Origin of the sequence: Nonomuraea sp. NPDC049400 (genome assembly GCF_044466425.1) — a bacterium.
In the GTDB taxonomy this organism is placed as follows: Bacteria; Actinomycetota; Actinomycetes; order Streptosporangiales; family Streptosporangiaceae; genus Nonomuraea.
Genome location: NZ_JBITMP010000022.1, coordinates 30,680 through 45,806, shown reverse-complemented (window position 1 = coordinate 45,806; position 15,127 = coordinate 30,680). Strand labels below are relative to the sequence as shown.

13 protein-coding genes are annotated in these 15,127 nt (G+C 72.2%); 5 read left to right on the top strand and 8 right to left on the bottom strand.

Going from position 1 to position 15,127, the window contains the following annotated elements; all coding sequences use genetic code 11:
- The first annotated feature begins 62 nt into the window (after window positions 1–62).
- The 3 genes from ACIBVN_RS31195 (at window position 63) to ACIBVN_RS31185 (ending at window position 4,138) form a co-directional block, all read left to right on the top strand.
- Window positions 63–896, top strand: a complete 834-nt coding sequence (locus ACIBVN_RS31195) for a ferric reductase-like transmembrane domain-containing protein (RefSeq protein WP_397142457.1) — start codon at window positions 63–65, stop codon at window positions 894–896.
- A gap of 145 nt (window positions 897–1,041) precedes the next feature.
- A complete protein-coding gene (locus tag ACIBVN_RS31190) occupies window positions 1,042–2,628 on the top strand; it encodes an NADH-ubiquinone oxidoreductase-F iron-sulfur binding region domain-containing protein (RefSeq protein ID WP_397142455.1) in 1,587 nt (528 codons plus the stop codon).
- A gap of 88 nt (window positions 2,629–2,716) precedes the next feature.
- Window positions 2,717–4,138 (top strand): FAD-binding oxidoreductase, encoded by a 1,422-nt coding sequence (locus ACIBVN_RS31185; RefSeq protein WP_397142453.1) that lies wholly within the window; start codon window positions 2,717–2,719, stop codon window positions 4,136–4,138.
- Here ACIBVN_RS31185 and ACIBVN_RS31180 read toward each other — a convergent pair.
- The 4 genes from ACIBVN_RS31180 to ACIBVN_RS31165 form a co-directional block, all read right to left on the bottom strand.
- Window positions 4,135–4,950 carry a L,D-transpeptidase family protein gene (locus tag ACIBVN_RS31180; protein ID WP_397142451.1) on the bottom strand — a complete coding sequence of 272 codons (816 nt, stop codon included), beginning with the start codon at window positions 4,948–4,950 and terminating at the stop codon, window positions 4,135–4,137. The two genes, ACIBVN_RS31185 and ACIBVN_RS31180, sit on opposite strands and share 4 nt — an antisense overlap.
- Before the next feature lie 151 nt (window positions 4,951–5,101).
- Window positions 5,102–5,878, bottom strand: coding sequence for an ABC transporter permease (locus tag ACIBVN_RS31175; protein ID WP_397142449.1), 777 nt, complete (start codon window positions 5,876–5,878; stop codon window positions 5,102–5,104).
- The gene (locus tag ACIBVN_RS31170) at window positions 5,875–7,449 is read right to left on the bottom strand and encodes an ABC transporter permease subunit (RefSeq protein ID WP_397142447.1); all 1,575 of its coding nucleotides are present in this window, start codon (window positions 7,447–7,449) and stop codon (window positions 5,875–5,877) included. The genes ACIBVN_RS31175 and ACIBVN_RS31170 overlap by 4 nt, the downstream gene beginning before the upstream one ends.
- On the bottom strand, window positions 7,446–8,363 hold the full coding sequence (locus ACIBVN_RS31165; protein WP_397142445.1) for an ATP-binding cassette domain-containing protein: 918 nt from the start codon (window positions 8,361–8,363) through the stop codon (window positions 7,446–7,448). The genes ACIBVN_RS31170 and ACIBVN_RS31165 overlap by 4 nt, the downstream gene beginning before the upstream one ends.
- 134 nt (window positions 8,364–8,497) lie before the next feature.
- Between ACIBVN_RS31165 and ACIBVN_RS31160 the strand changes: the two genes are divergently transcribed.
- Window positions 8,498–9,787, top strand: a complete 1,290-nt coding sequence (locus ACIBVN_RS31160) for a sensor histidine kinase (protein ID WP_397142443.1) — start codon at window positions 8,498–8,500, stop codon at window positions 9,785–9,787.
- Window positions 9,784–10,449: a response regulator gene (locus tag ACIBVN_RS31155; protein ID WP_397142441.1), complete on the top strand. Its 666-nt coding sequence runs from the start codon at window positions 9,784–9,786 to the stop codon at window positions 10,447–10,449. Before ACIBVN_RS31160 ends, ACIBVN_RS31155 begins: the two co-directional genes overlap by 4 nt.
- A 3-nt stretch (window positions 10,450–10,452) precedes the next feature.
- Here the strand turns inward: ACIBVN_RS31155 and rhaS are convergent, their stop codons facing one another.
- From rhaS to ACIBVN_RS31135, 4 genes are read right to left on the bottom strand one after another with little or no spacing between them, the layout of a single operon-like run.
- Window positions 10,453–11,535, bottom strand: a complete 1,083-nt coding sequence (gene rhaS / locus ACIBVN_RS31150) for a rhamnose ABC transporter substrate-binding protein (RefSeq protein WP_397142439.1) — start codon at window positions 11,533–11,535, stop codon at window positions 10,453–10,455.
- The gene (locus tag ACIBVN_RS31145; RefSeq protein ID WP_397142437.1) at window positions 11,532–12,515 is read right to left on the bottom strand and encodes an ABC transporter permease; all 984 of its coding nucleotides are present in this window, start codon (window positions 12,513–12,515) and stop codon (window positions 11,532–11,534) included. Before ACIBVN_RS31145 ends, rhaS begins: the two co-directional genes overlap by 4 nt.
- Window positions 12,505–13,578 (bottom strand): ABC transporter permease, encoded by a 1,074-nt coding sequence (locus tag ACIBVN_RS31140; RefSeq protein ID WP_397142435.1) that lies wholly within the window; start codon window positions 13,576–13,578, stop codon window positions 12,505–12,507. The genes ACIBVN_RS31145 and ACIBVN_RS31140 overlap by 11 nt, the downstream gene beginning before the upstream one ends.
- Window positions 13,575–15,071, bottom strand: a complete 1,497-nt coding sequence (locus tag ACIBVN_RS31135; protein ID WP_397142433.1) for a sugar ABC transporter ATP-binding protein — start codon at window positions 15,069–15,071, stop codon at window positions 13,575–13,577. The genes ACIBVN_RS31140 and ACIBVN_RS31135 overlap by 4 nt, the downstream gene beginning before the upstream one ends.
- Window positions 15,072–15,127: the final 56 nt, after the last annotated feature.

Genomic DNA, 15,127 nt, shown 5'->3' with positions numbered 1-15,127 from the left:
AAGCCCTCACGGGCACCCAGCCTTCCGAGTCGCACCCTCACCCGACCTTGGAGGGAACATAGATGCTCCACAGACGACACCCCCGGCACGCCCCCACCAAGCTGGACTCCAGGAACGTCCGGCTGGGGGCGAGCGCCTCGATCACGGCCATCCTGCTGTCGGCGTTCGCGCTGACCAGGACGGAACGCGGCGTCGCGCTGCTCGGCCGAGGGGTCAGCTTCCTCGAGTTCTACGCGGGCGTGTTCGCCCTGGTGCTGCTGACCGCGACAGTGGCGCTCGGTCTGCTCACGACCGAACGCGTCTTCCTGTCGCCGGCCAACCGGGTCAGGGCGCAGCTCGCGCACAAGGCCACCGCGCTCATCGGACTGGCCTACCTGGTCACGCACATCACACTCATGATCAGCCTCGGGCACGTGCCGCTGGGGGCGGCGGTCGTGCCCGTGGCGGGGATCTACGTGGGGCTCGGCACGCTGGCCTTCGATCTCATGATCCTGGCTGTGGCCACGGGAATGCTGAGGGGGCGCTTCGCGGTGCGGAGCAGGCCGTGGATGTGGCGGATGTTGCACTCCGCCGCGTACATCGCCTGGCCGGTCGCGATCATGCATGGACTCACGGCCGGCCGCCCGCCGGCCGGTTGGGTGGCCTGGTCCTACGTGGCCTGCCTCGCGGCGGTCGGCTCCGCGCTGGTCGTGCGCGTGCTGGCCACGGTACGCCGGCCGCCGATCGTACCTGAGAGGGTCGAAGGGCCAGTGGTGAGCTCGGCCGTCACCGCGAACGTGCCCATAGCGCGGCCGCAGAAGACAGCGGCGCCGGTGGCGGCGGCTCAGGCGGCCGCCAGGGTCAACGCGCCGGTGAGCCTCGCCGACGCCCGGCGCAGGTACCGGGAGGCCGGATGATCCCGACCGAGATCTGCCCGGCACGCGCATCAGGCTGGATGATCCCGACCGAGACCTGCCCGGCACGCACATCAGGAGGCCGGATGACCCCCGCAACCCCACAGGAGCAATTGTGATTCCGGCCCGAGTGCCGCGGGTGTTACGCATGGGACCTGCCCGGCTGACCGCCGGGCTCGACCACACCCGGCGGCTGGATCTTCCCGCACACCGCACCCTCCACGGCGCTCCCGAGCCGCGCGAGCTCGGCGAGCTCATCTCGCAGGCCAACGAGGTGGACATGCGCGGCCGCGGCGGCGCGGCGTTCCCGTTCGCGCGCAAGCTGCGGGCCGTCGCCGACTCGGCCGGCTCGGGCGAGAGCGTCGTGCTGGTCAACGGCGCCGAGGGCGAGCCCGCCAGCTCCAAGGACGCCATGCTGCTCACCCGCAACCCGCACCTGGTGCTGGACGGCGCGGTGCTGGCGGCCGAGGCGCTGGGTGCCCGCGAGGTGGTCGTCGCCACGGCCGGGGGCGAGGTGGCCGAGGCGTCCGTCGCCGCCGCCGTGGCCGAGCGCAGAGCCGCGAACGTGTCGGGCGGCGCGGAGAGCCGCGTCCCGATCCGGGTGGTCGGGATCAAGGAGAGGTTCATCTCCGGCGAGGGCGGCGCGCTCGTCAACGCCGTCAACGGCCAGGAAGGCATTCCGCCCGGCCGCAAGCGGCGGGCCGCGATCAGCGGCGTGGACGGCCTGCCGACCCTGCTGTCCAACACGGAGACGTACGCACAGTTCGCGCTGCTCGCCGAGCTCGGCCCGGAGCGGTACGCCGAGGTCGGCACGAGCAAGGAGCCCGGCACCATCCTGCTCACCGTCAGCGGCGGCGCGGCCAGCGGCGCGGTCATCGAAGCGCCCACCGGCACCTACCTGGCCGACGTGCTCGCGCTGACCGAGGCCGAGGTCGGCGACGGGGTGCTCATCGGCGGCTACCACGGCGCGTGGCTGTCGGCGGAGGCGGTCCAGACGGCCGTGATCTCGCGCGAGGGCATGAAGCAGGCCGGCGCCACCCTGGGCGCCGGGATCATCGTCCCGCTCGGCGAATCCACGTGTTCCCTGGGCGAGGCCGCCAGGGTCGCCTCCTATCTGGCGGCCGAGTCGGCGGGCCAGTGCGGCCCGTGCCGGCTCGGCCTGCCGGACATCGCCAGGGCCATGTGCGCGCTGGTCGAGGGCACCGGCTCGGTGGATGCCGTACGGCGCTGCGTACGCGGCGTGGAGCGGCGCGGAGCCTGCTTCCACCCGGACGGCACGGCCAAGTTCGTGCTGTCGGCGCTGGACGCGTTCGAGAGCGAGATCGCGCTCCACCTGGAGCACGGCTCGTGCGGACGGCCGGTGCGCGGCGTGCTGCCCATGCCAGAGCGCGAGGCGGACGTCGAGTACCGGCTGGAGGTCGACTGGTCCCGCTGCCAGGGGCACGGGCTGTGCGCGCATCTGCTGCCGGAGTTCGTGGACCTGGACGACTACGGGTTCCCGTCGTTCAGGAACGTCCCCGGGTGGATGGCCAAGGAGGCGCGGCGTACCGTCGAAATGTGCCCGGCGCTGGCGCTGCGGCTCGTTCAGACCACCGGGGACGGGCCGCAGCCGGTCGGGTCGCCGCTGCGGTTGGTCAAGGACGGAGTGCTCAAGAAGGCCGGGGCGAGCGCGCCCCGGCTCACGCGGGTGGGCGCCGTACCCACCCGGAACGCGTTCGGCGGGACGGCCGGGTGAGGCCCGAAGTGATGAAGATGTGACCAACCTGGCGGGTCATCCTGACGTCTCACCGATCGGCCGAACACCGACCAGCTGGGAGATGTCCATGAAGCGCCGGGATTTTCTGCATGTCGCCGCGCTGGCGCCGCTGGCCGCCGCGGCGTCCCGGCCAGGGGCGCTCGAGATCTCCGCGCCGCCGCCCAACTGGGCGCGGCTGCGCAGGCAGCTGGCGGGCACGCTCGTGCTGCCCGGCGACGCCGGCTACAACACCGCGCGCCGCCTCTACAACCCCGCCTTCGACCGGATCAGGCCGGGCGGGGTCGCCTACTGCGCGAACCCGGCCGACGTGTCGGCGTGCCTGACGTTCGCGCGCACCAGCGGCGTGCCGGTCACCACCCGCTCCGGAGGCCACTCCTACGCGGGCTGGTCGACGGGCACGGGGCTGGTGATCGACGTGTCCAGGATGAGCTCGGTCGCATATTCGGGCGGCCGGGCCACGATCGGCGCGGGCGCGAAGCTGATCGACGTCTACGACAAGCTCTCGCGCCACGGCGTGAGCATCCCCGCCGGCTCCTGCCCCACGGTCGGGATCGGCGGCCTCACGCTGGGCGGGGGCATCGGCGTGGTGTCGAGGAAGTACGGGCTCACGTGCGACACCCTCGAGTCCGTACGCGTCGTCACGGCCGACGGCAGGGTACTGACCTGCGACGCCGCGCGTAACTCCGGGCTCTACTGGGCCTGCAGGGGCGGTGGCGGCGGCAACTTCGGCGTGGCGGTGTCCTTCACGTTCAGGACGTTCGAGGCGCGCGACGTCACCGTGTTCTTCCTGCACTGGCCGTGGACCAAGGCGGAGGCCGTGGTCAAGGCATGGCAGTCGTGGGGGCCCTCCGCGCCGGACGAGCTGTGGTCGTCCCTCCATCTGGACCGCTCGGCGAGCGGACTGGACGCCTCCGTCATCGGCACCTACGTCGGCGGCAAAGCCGCACTCGACCGGCTGCTGGCCCCGCTCGTCGCCAAGGTCGGGCGGCCGTCGTCCCGCTCGGTCCGTACAGTCTCCTACCTGGAGGGCATGAAGGTCATGGGCGGCTGCGCGGCCAAGTCGGTCGCCGAGTGCCGGCGGATGCCGCGGGAGGCGTTCTCGGCCAAGTCGCACATGTCGTACGGGAAGCTGCCGGCGGCCGGTGTCCGGGCACTGGTGAACGGGGTCGCGCGCGGCGGGCGGCACTCCGTGCTGCTGGACGCCATGGGCGGGGCCATCGGCCGCGTCGGCCCCGCGGCCACGGCGTTTCCACATCGGGCGGCGCTCTTCAGCGTTCAGTATTACGAGGAGGGGACGGATCGGGCGTGGCTGCGTGGCCTACATTCCGACATGTCTCCATATTTCGGGGATCACGCGTATGTGAATTACATTGACCCCGATTTGAAGACTTGGCGAAATGCGTATTATGGGCCCAACGCAACCCGGCTCGCCGAGGTGAAGTCCACCTATGACCCCGACCGGCTGTTCCGGCTTCCGCAGGGCGTTTAGGACTTTCCGCGCACGTACACCGGCTCTCCTATTCCCACCATTTTGTACAGGCGCACGGCGGTGGGCACCGGGACGCGCACGCAGCCGTGCGAGGAGGGCTTGGTGGGCACCACCGACGAGCCGTGCATCGCGATGCCGCCGGTGAAGTAGAGCGAGTTGAACATCATGCCCAGGGGGCTCTTCGTCCAGCCGGGATCCCGCCTGTAGACACGGAAGTCCCCCACCGGGGTGATCGCGTAGCCGCAGCGGCCCGCCTCGCAGTAGTGCACGTTGGCGCCGGTCGAGACGTGCGAGGTCAGCACCGGGCGGCGACGGCGGTAGACGGTGAGCAGCTGGTCGGTCAGGTTGATCTCGACCCGGTCGGCGGGACCGTCGGGCACCAGCGGGCGCAGCCGTCTCGGCCGGTCGAGCTCCTGCCAGACCTTCGGCCCCACGGCGTTCATCGGCCTCATCCGCCGGGTCTTCTGGAAGGCCCAGACGGCGTACCTCGTCTGGACGTCGTACTTTCCGTTCATGGCGCCGTAGTAGAAGCCGTGGTCGCGCAGGCGCTGCTGGAGCAGCTTCACCATATCGCCGCGGGCGCCCGGGCGCAGAATGGTGACGGTCTCCTCCTCCGCCTCGGCGGGCGGGCGCTCCGCCTGTACCGGCGGTTGCTCCGCCAGAACCGGCGGTTGCGCCGCCGGTCCAGGCGCTTGCTCCGCCAGGACCGACGGCCGCTCCGCCGGGACGGGCGGGTCCTCCGCCATGGCGGGCACCACCGCGAGCAGCGGCAGAGCACATCCTGCGACCAGAGCCGCAATTGCGCGAAGCATTGTCGTCATGAAACGACGCGTACCCAGAACGCCGAGAATTCATCTCCGGCCACAAATTTAGCCAAGCAAATTCCCGAATAATCAGCGAACCCCGCTAAATGCCGCTATTCCGCTTTTATGCACACGGGATCACCACGCACGCTCGCAAAGGTCACGCGTCACGTAGCCGTAGCAGCAGGCCGCTGCCCGCGAGGGCCGCCGCAGCCCAGGCGGCCAGCACGCCGAGGCCGGCCCACGGGCCGATGGGGAGATCGGCGAGATCCTCGGTCGCCTGGACGGCCAGCCCCGCATTCGTCGGGGAGATCGTCCAGAGCACCTGCCGCACCTCCTCGTCGGAGACCATGAGGACGGCGAGCGGGAACACGTAGAGCAGGCCGAGCACCACCCCGGCGGCCGCCGCTGAGTCGCGTACGGCAGTGGCGAGGCCCAGGCTGAGCAGCGAGATCAGGACCAGATACAGCACCGAGCCGACGGCGGCGCGCAGGGTGGGTCCATCGGCCAGGGACAGCGGCGGGTAGCCGTGCGCGGGTGTGAAGCCGCTGCCCGGCAGCAGGAGCCGACCGGCCAGCACGGACCCGAGCACGGCGACGGTCCCTGCGGCCAGCGTCAGCCCGCCCACCACGACCGCCTTGGCGGCCAGGGCGGTGGCCCTGCGGGGCATCGCGGTGAGGCTGGTGCGGATCATGCCGGTGCTGTACTCGCCGCAGATCGCCAGCACGGCCAGCAGGGCGACCATCGCCTGGCCCAGCTGGACACCGGCGAGGCTGATCCTGGCGGCGTCCTGTCCGCACCCGGCCGCCGCGCAGGGCACGACCGCGGCGGCCACCGCGCCCGCGGCCACGGTCAGCGCGACGAGCGCGCCCAGCAGCCACCCTGGCCCCGCCACGGTACGCAGCTTGCTCCACTCGGCGTGCACTTCCCGCCTCATACGTCGCTCCTGCGCAGCCGGTACGCGGCCAGGGCGAGTGCGAGTGCGGCGTAGGCGCACAGGACCGCCAAGCCCGCCCAGGGCGGCAGGGGGAAGTAGCCCTCCACGGGTGCGTGGCGGACGGTCACGTGCGCGTATGTGGGCATGCTCTGCTGGATCGCGAACCCCGCCGCCGGAGTGAGCCGCAGCAGCCACCGCGACGCCTCGTCAGGCAGGATGGACGCGGTCGCGAGCACGTACGGGACCAGGATCGCCACGATGACCGCGATGACGGCCGTGGCGCTGCGCCGGAAGAGCGCCCCCACGGCGAGGGCGAAGACGGCGGCCGCGGCGAGCAGCGCGGCGGTGCCTGCGATCACCCGCAGCGAGGTGAGCGTCGTCACCGGGGCGAGCACGTTCCCGTTCGCGGCCAGGATCGACCGCCCGACCGGCACGGTGGTGGCCGTGGCGACCAGCCCGGCGGCGAAGGTGGCCGCGGCGATCACGACGGCCTTGGCCGCCAGCACCCGGCCGCGCCGCGGGCTGGCGAGCAGGGTGGTGCGGATCAGCCCCCGCCGGTGCTCCGCGGTGACGAACATCACCGCCACCACCATCACCGCGACGAGCCCGGCCAGCACCCCGGCCAGCACGCGCTCGACCGGCATTCCCTCCGCGGACGGCGCGATGTCGCCCACCCCCGTGACCTTGAACGTGCCGCCCGACCGGACGAGCCCGCCCGGGTGGTGCGGGGTGACGCCGTCCGGCTCCATCGTGACGCCGATGTCGTCACGGCTCCACGCGCCCCCGGCCGCCACGCCCCGCACGCCGACCTGGTCCATGACGGCGGTGACCTCGGCGAAGCGCGAGGCGGTGGCGGCCCCGAACATCACATTGGGGCTCACGGTCAGGTCGCCGGGAGAGGCGGCGAAGAGCCCGATCTGCACCTTCCCGGCGAGCCCTGGCGGACGGACGGTGCCCACCGTGGTCCAGTGCGAGCCGTCGGCCGACTCCTCGCCGATGATCGTGTCGCCGGTACGGGTCAGCCGCAGCCAGCGCGGCGACGCCTCCGAGACGCCGCCGGGGCGCCCCGCCACGTCCTCGGTGAAGTTGTGCTGCATGCGCACCCCGTGGCTGCCGGTGACCATCAGAGCCGCATACGACGTCCCCTGCCGGACGCTCTGCTTGATCATGACCCCGGCCTTGGCCCACGGTGTGACGCCGGGAACGACGTTCCTGACCCCGGGGGTGACGTCGGGCTTGCGGAGCTGCCCGGTCATGGAGCTCACGCGTACGGTGATGCTGCCGTCGCCGTCCAGCGGCTGGTGCACGAAGTAGAAGCGGTCCTCCACGGCCACGCCGCCGGGACCGATCAGAGGGGCGGGACAGGGCACCTCGATCGGCCCGTTCATGCACGAGGAGCGGCTGCCGGTCGCGAACAGCACTCCCAGCCCGACGATGAGCAGCGCCGCGAGCGCCAGTCCGAGCATCCAGCCGCGGACCGTGCGGAGCTTGATCCACTCGGCACGCAGCAGCTGCGCGAAGCCGTCCCTGCCGGTCCGCGCCCCGGAGCGGTAGGGGGTGAGGGCGGTCATCGTGCCGCTCCTCTGAACTCGACCGCGTCCCTGGTGAGATCCAGGTACGCCTCCTCCAGCGTCGCCCGGTGGGCGGCGACCTCCGAGAACGGCACCCCCTGCGCGCCGAGCAGCCGCACGATGTGCTCGGCGGCCAGCCCGGAGACGACGAGCGTGTCCCGCTCGGTGACGGTCACGATGGCGTCCGCGCCGGCCAGCACCGACATCGCCTCGGCGCGGGCCGTCGTGCGCAGCGTGACCCGGTCGCGCGAGGCTGTGGTGATCAGATCGGCCACGCTGGTGTCCGCGACGACCCGGCCCCTGCCCACGACCACGAGATGGCCCGCGGTGTCCTGCAGCTCGCTCATCAGATGGCTGGACACCAGCACGGCGCGGCCTTCCGCGGCCAGCGACCGCAGGAAGCCGCGGATCCACACGATGCCCTCGGGGTCGAGCCCGTTGAACGGCTCGTCCAGCATGAGCACCGGCGGATCGCCGAGCAGCGCGGCGGCGATGCCGAGCCGCTGGCGCATCCCCAGCGAGTAGCCGCCCGCCTTGCGCCGGGCCGCCGGGGTCAGCCCGACCTGCTCGATCACCTCGTCCACCCGCCCGGCGCCGAGGCCCTGGGAGTGGGCCAGCCACAACAGGTGGTTGCGCGCCGTGCGGCTCGGTTGCAGCGCGGCCGCGTCCAGCAGCGCGCCGACGTGGCTCAGCGGGCTGCGCAGGCTCCGGTACGGCCGCCCGCCGACCAGCGCGTGGCCCTCGTCGGCCGCGTCCAGGCCGAGCACCACCCGCATGGTGGTGGACTTGCCCGCCCCGTTGGGCCCCACGAACCCGGTGACCCGGCCCGGCAGCACGGTGAACGTCATCCCGTCCAGCGCCTGGGTCTGGCCGAACCGTTTACGCAGTCCGGTGACTTCGATGGTTGCTTCCACGCCAGGCAGACTAGGCAGCGGCCACTGCCGCGGTCGTCACGCGGCGGAGCGATCTGGGCCGTCGCTGGCGTCAGCTACGTCACGTCCCTCTTGTGAGGGATGCCAGGATTGCCGGAGCCCGGGACAATGACCTGGTGGAACGAGCGCACGAGTGGAGGCGCCTGGCCTCGGGGGCTTACGGCTGGGGGTGCCGGGTCGCCTCGGCGCCGTACGCGCCGGTCGTCGCCGGCGTGGTGCTGGCGCTGCTCGGGGTGGCGGAGTCGGTCACGCACGCCGGGAACGTGCCCGCCTTCAGCGAGACGGTGAGCGCCCCAGTGGACGGCGCGGTGGGCAGCTCACCCGTGCGGTCCGAGGACGCGCCGGTGACCGGTGAAGGTCAGGCGCCGCTGTTCCTCATGGCCTTTCCCCTGCTCGCCCTGGCCACCACGCTGCCGCTGCCCCTGCTGTGGGCCCAGCCGGCCGTGGCGGCGATCCTGACCTCCGGGGCGAGTCTGCTGTCGATCACGGCGTTCCACACGCTGACCGTGGCGGGTGTGCTGGCGCAGCTGGTCACCGGCTACCGGCTCGGCCGCCACGGGTCGCAGGCGGCGGCAGTGCTGGTCACCGTGCCGTACCCGGTGCTGGCGGTGGCGCTCGGGCCGAGCGACCACGTGCGGAGGCTGGCGCTGCTGCTGGGGTTCCTGGCCCCGGCGGCGGCGCTGGCCGGGATCGCCGTGCGGGCGCGGCACAAGGCCAGGGCCGACACCGCCGCCCGGCAGGTCGTCGCCGAGAGCCTGCTCGAGCACACCGCCCGCGGCGAGCGCGCCCGCATCGCCCGCGAGCTGCACGACGTCGTCGCCCACCACATCTCCATGGTGGCCGTGCAGGCGGAGACCGCCCGCGTGGCCGTACCCGGGATGCCGGCGGCGGGCGCGGAGCGGCTGCTGGCGATCGGCGACACCGCCAGGGCGGCGCTGACCGAGATGCGGCGGCTGCTCGGCGTGCTGCGCGAGGACGCCGAGGCCGAAGCCGCCCGGCGGCCCCAGCCCGGCCTGCGCCTGCACGAGCTCAACGAGCTGATCGACGAGGCGCGCGAGGCGTCGGGCACGAGCACCCGGCTGATCCTGCGCGGCTCGCCGGTGCAGCTCGACCCCGGCGTGGAGCTGGCCGCGTACCGGATCGTCCAGGAGGCGCTCACCAACGCGCGGCGGCACGCGCCGGGGGCCGCGGTGGACGTGGAGCTCGACTACACCGGCGAGGACCTGCGCCTGCTCGTGCGCGACAACGGCCCGGGGCCGTCGAGCGCGGAAGGGGGCGGACACGGCCTGTCCGGCATGCGCGAGCGCGCCGCGGCGGTCGGCGGCGAGCTCCGCACGAGTCCCGCCCACGGCGGCGGCTTCCTCGTGGAGGCCCGCCTGCCGGGCAGGGCGGGGACGGCCCGATGAGCGGCGAGCACGCCAAGGTCAGGATCGTCATCGCCGACGATCACCTGGTCGTGCGGACCGGGTTCGCCGAGCTGCTCGACACCCAGCCCGACTTCGAGGTCGCGGGCACCGCCGCCGACGGGGCCGAGGCGGTGCGGGCCTGCCGGGAGTTGTCCCCCGACGTGGTGCTCATGGACGTGCGCATGCCGGTCATGGACGGCATCGAGGCCACCAGGCGCCTCGCGGGCGGGCCGAAGGTGCTCATCCTGACCACGTTCGACCTCGACGAGTACGTCTACGACGCCCTGCGCGCGGGAGCCAGCGGCTTCCTGCTCAAAGACGTCACGGCCGAGCGCCTCTTCGACGCGGTCCGCGTCATCGCCGCCGGCGAGGCGCTGCTGGCCCCGGGAGTCACCCGCCGCCTCATCAGCGAGTTCGCCCGGCTGGGCCCGAAGCCGGCCACGTCGGCGCTCGCCTCGCTCACCCCTCGCGAGACGCAGGTCCTGCGGCTGGTCGCCGAGGGCCTGTCCAACCCCGAGATCGCGGCCAGGCTGGTGGTCACGGAGGAGACGGTCAAGACGCACGTGAGCCGCATCCTGGGCAAGCTCGGCCTGCGCGACAGAACCCAGGCCGTCGTCGCCGCGTACGAGACGGGCCTCGTCGTGCCGCGCGGCCGGGCCTGAGCGTCAGAAGTCGAACTTGTCGATGTTGTCCTTGTTGAACACGGTCGGCTTGCCGAGCAGCACCTCGCCCTTGGCCCCGATCGTGTACTCGCCCAGCTTGCCCGCCTTGAACTTCTCCCCCTCGGCCCCGGTGATCTGCCCGGACACGAGCGCGGCCGCCGCGTACGACGCCAGGTAGCCGAGGTCGGCCGGGTTCCACAGCTCGAACGCCTCGATGGTCCCGTCCTTGACGAATTTCCTGAGCTGGTTGGGGGTCCCGAGCCCGGTGAGCTTGACCTTCCCCTTGTACGGGGAGTCCGACAGGTAACGGGCGGCCGCGGCGATCCCCACGGTCGTGGGCGAGATGATGCCCGCCAGGTCCGGATAAGAGCGGAGAAGTCCCTGCGTCTCGGTGAACGACTTCTGGTCGTCGTCGTTGCCGTAGGCGACCTTGACCAGCTCCATGTCCTTGTACTCGGGCTTCTTGAGCTCGTCCTTCATGAAGTCGATCCAGGTGTTCTGGTTCGTCGCGTTGGGGGTGGCGGACAGCACGGCGATCTTGCCCTTGTGCCCGATCTGCTCGGCCAGCAGCTGGACCTCCGTGCGCCCGAGGTCCTCGGCGCTCGCCTGGTTCACGAACACGTGGCGGCCGAGGGGCGTGGTGTCGGAGTCGTAGCTGACGACCTTGATCCCGGCGGCCCGTGCGCGGGTGAGCGCGGGCACGACGGCGTTCGGGTCGTTGGCGGAGATGACGATGGCGTCCTGCTTCTGCTGGATCAGCGTGTTGATGTAGGACACCTGGGAGGACGCGCTGGCCTCGGACGGCCCGACCTCCTTGCCCTCGCCCCCGAATTCCTTGGCCGCCGCGATGCCGCCGCCGTCGGCGATCGTGAAGTACGGGTTGTTGACCTGCTTGGGCAGGAACGCGATCTTCAGTCCCTGCTTGATGGGGGCGTTCGGATTCGCCGGCGCGGACGACGCGGCGGCTGTGGCGGAGGCGGAGGACTGCTGCGCCACGTCGCTCTTGGTGGTGCCGCCGCAGGCGGCCGTCAGCAGGACGAGTCCCGCAAGGAGCGCCGTGGGCCGCCAAGGGGTGCGCGTTGTCATGAAGCGGACTTCCCTTCCACTTGTGGTGTTGTGCGCCGCCGCCACACCGCCCCCAAGTTCGGCGCGAGCACGGATGCGACGAGCAGCAGGCCCGTCACGAAGTTCAGGACCTCGTTGGCCACGTCGGCGAGGATGAGCGCGTTGCGCACGACGCCGAGCAGCAGCACCGCCATCAGGACCCCCGGCAGCGTGCCACGCCCGCCGAAGATCGACACCCCGCCGAACAGTACGGCGGCCACCACCGCCAGTTCGAGCCCGACGCCGTTGTCCGCCCTGGCACTGGCATAGCGGAACGTGTAGACCAGGGACGCCAGCGACGCCATCACCCCGGAGGCCACGAACAGCCAGAGCTTGATCCGCTTGACCCGGACGCCCGCGAAGAAGGCCGCCTCCACGTTCGAGCCGAGCGCGAAGATCGACCGGCCCAGCCCCGTCGCGTGCAGCACCACGGCTGCCACCGCCGCCAGCACCGCGACCAGCACGGTCGCGAGCGGGATCGGCCCCAGCGAGGCCGTCGCCAGGCTCGTGTAGCCAGGCGGCAGGTCGGCCACCGCCTGGTCGCCGAGCATCACGTACGCCAGGCCGCGGAACAGCGCGAACGTCCCGATCGTGACCGCCAGCGAAGGCAGGCCGAGCCGGGTGACGAGCAGCCCGTTGAACGCCCCGCACGCGGCGCCCACCAGCAGGCAGATCGGCATGATCGCCTCGATCGGGAGCCCCGAGTTCCACAACCAGCCGAGCACCGCGCAGGACAGGCCCAGCGTGGAGGCCACCGACAGGTCGATCTCGGCCGCGACGATCACGAGCGTCATGGTCAGGGCCATGAGGGCGATCTCGGTGGTGTCGAGGAGCAGGAAGGAGATGTTGGACCCGTTGGCGAACCCGTCCACGCCCAGCGAGGCCCACACGACCACGCCGACGAGCAGGACGAGGATGAGCCCCTCCCACCGGCGGGCCGTCCGGGCGAGATCAACGGCCATCGTCGGGCCTCCCAGGTGCGGGGTCGGCGACATCGTGGAACCTGCGGCGGCGGAGGGCGGCGGCGACGCGCAGGGCGAGCACGCGGTCGAGGACGATGGCGGCGATCAGCAGGGCGCCGTTGATGGCGGTCTGGGCGAGGGCGTCCACCCTGAGCACGGCCAGCGCGCTGGTGATGCTCGCCAGCAGCAGCGCCCCGAGCGCCGCCCCGTAAACCGTGCCGCTGCCGCCGAAGATGGCCACCCCGCCCACCACAACGGCCGCGACCACGTCGAGCTCCTTCCCGGTGGCCACGGTGGCGTCCACGGTGCCGAAGCGGGCCGCCCACATGACCCCGGCCAGCCCCGCCAGCGCGCCGTTGGCCACGAACGCCGCGACGATCCTGCGCCGTACCCGGATCCCGGCCAGCACCGCCGCCTCGGGGTTGGAGCCGATGGCGTACAGCTCCCTGCCGGAGCGCAGGTTGCCCAGCATCCAGCCGACCACCGCCAGCACGACCAGGGCGATCAGGGCGAGCAGCGGCACGCCGAGCACCGAGCGCGTCCCGAGGGACAGGAAGCCCTCGGGCATGTCGGCCGCGTTCACCTGGCGTCCGCCGGCCCAGGCGTAGTCGATGCCGCGGAAGGCGTACAGGGTGCCGAGCGTGGCGACCAGCGCGGGCACCTTCGCCGCCCCGACGAGCAGCCCGTTGACCGCCCCGCACAGGGCGCCGAGCAGCACGCACCCGGCGATCACGACCGCGACCGGTACGCCCGGGTGGTCGGCCAGGATCAGCGCGCCCCCGAACGCCGACAGGCCCACCACGGAGCTGACGGACAGGTCGACGTTCCTGGTGATGACGACAAGTGTCTGGCCGACGGCGAGCATGGCGACGATGGCGGAGTTCAGCAGGATGTCGCGGAGGCTGGCGTAGGTGAGGAACGACGGATTGACGGCGCCCGTGACGCCGAACAGCAGGGCGAGCGTGACGACGATGCCCAGCTCCCGCACCCGCGCGACCCGGTCCACGAGCCGCCGGCCGCCGTTGCGCCTGGTTGTCTCGGGCCTCGCGGCGGTCACGGTCACGCGAGGCTCCTTCCGGTGGCGGCGGCCATCACGCTCTCCTCGGTCGCGTCCGCACGGGCGATCTCGGCCACCAGCCGTCCCTCGTGCATGACCAGCACCCTGTCGGCCATCCCCAGCACCTCGGGCAGCTCGGACGAGATCATCAGCACGGCCACCCCGCTCCCGGCCAGCTCCGACAGCAGCCGGTGCACCTCGGCCTTGGTGGCGACGTCGATCCCCCGGGTCGGCTCGTCCACGATGAGCACCGACGGCTTGCGCGCCAGCCACTTGGCCAGCACCACCTTCTGCTGGTTACCGCCGGACAGCACGTTCACGGGGTCCGTCAGCCGCCCGAACTTCAGCCGCAGCCGCACAGCCCAGTCCTTGGCCCGCTCCCGCTCGGCGAGCCGGGAGATCAGCGGCCCCCGGCGTACGGCGGCCAGCCCGGCGAGCCCGATGTTGCGCTCGATGGAAAGGTCCATGACGAGCCCCTGCTGCCGCCGGTCCTCGGGCACCAGCGCCAGTCCTGCCGCCATGGCCGCCGTGGGGCTGGCGGGCCGCAGCCGCTCGCCGTCGACCTCCACGCTCCCCGCGTCCCACCGGTCGATGCCGAACACGGCCCTGGCCACCTCGGAGCGCCCGGCCCCGACCAGCCCGGCCAGCGCGACGATCTCGCCCCGCCGCACCTCGAAGGACACGTCGGCGAAGACGCCTTCGCGAGTGAGCCGGCGCACCTTCAGCGCCACCTCGCCGCGGGACGTCTCCTGCTTGGGGAACAGGGCGTCCAGCTCCCTGCCGACCATGCGGCGTACGAGGTCGTCGGGGGTGAGGTCGGCGATCAGGTCCCCGGCCACGTACGCGCCGTCACGCAGGGTGGTGACCCGCCGGCACAGCTCGAAGATCTCCTCCAGCCGATGCGAGATGAACAGCAGAGCGCACCCCTGCGAGCGCAGCGCCCTCGCGACGCCGAACAGCCGGGCGACCTCCGTGCCCGACAGGGCGGCGGTCGGCTCGTCCATGATGAGCACCCGCGCCTGCCGCGAGAGCGCCTTGGCGATCTCCACGAGCTGCTGGTCGGCGATCGACAGGCCGCGGGCCGGCTGGTCGGGGTCGAGGTGCACGCCCAGCCTGGCGAACAGCTCGGCGGCGCTCGCGCGCATGGCCCGCCGGTCGATGCCGAGCCGGCCACGGGGCTGGCGACCCATGAAGATGTTCTCCATGACCGACAAATCAGGAAAGAGGGTCGGCTCCTGGTAGATGACCGCGACCCCGGCTCGCTGCGCGTCCGCGGGCCCGCCGAACTCCACCGGCTCGCCGTCCAGCAGGATCCGCCCCGAGTCCGGGCGGTGCACGCCGGAGAGGATCTTCACGATCGTCGACTTGCCCGCGCCGTTCTCCCCGGCGAGCGCGTGCACCTCGCCGGGGAAGAGCTCCAGAGAGACCTCGCGTACGGCGCGCACCGCACCGAACGCCTTGCTGACCTGTGAGAGGGACAGAACGGGAGTCTCATCCATTTGCCGCGGCTCCCCCGGCAAAATCGTTTTAAGCAATGCGGCGACGGTAAATCACC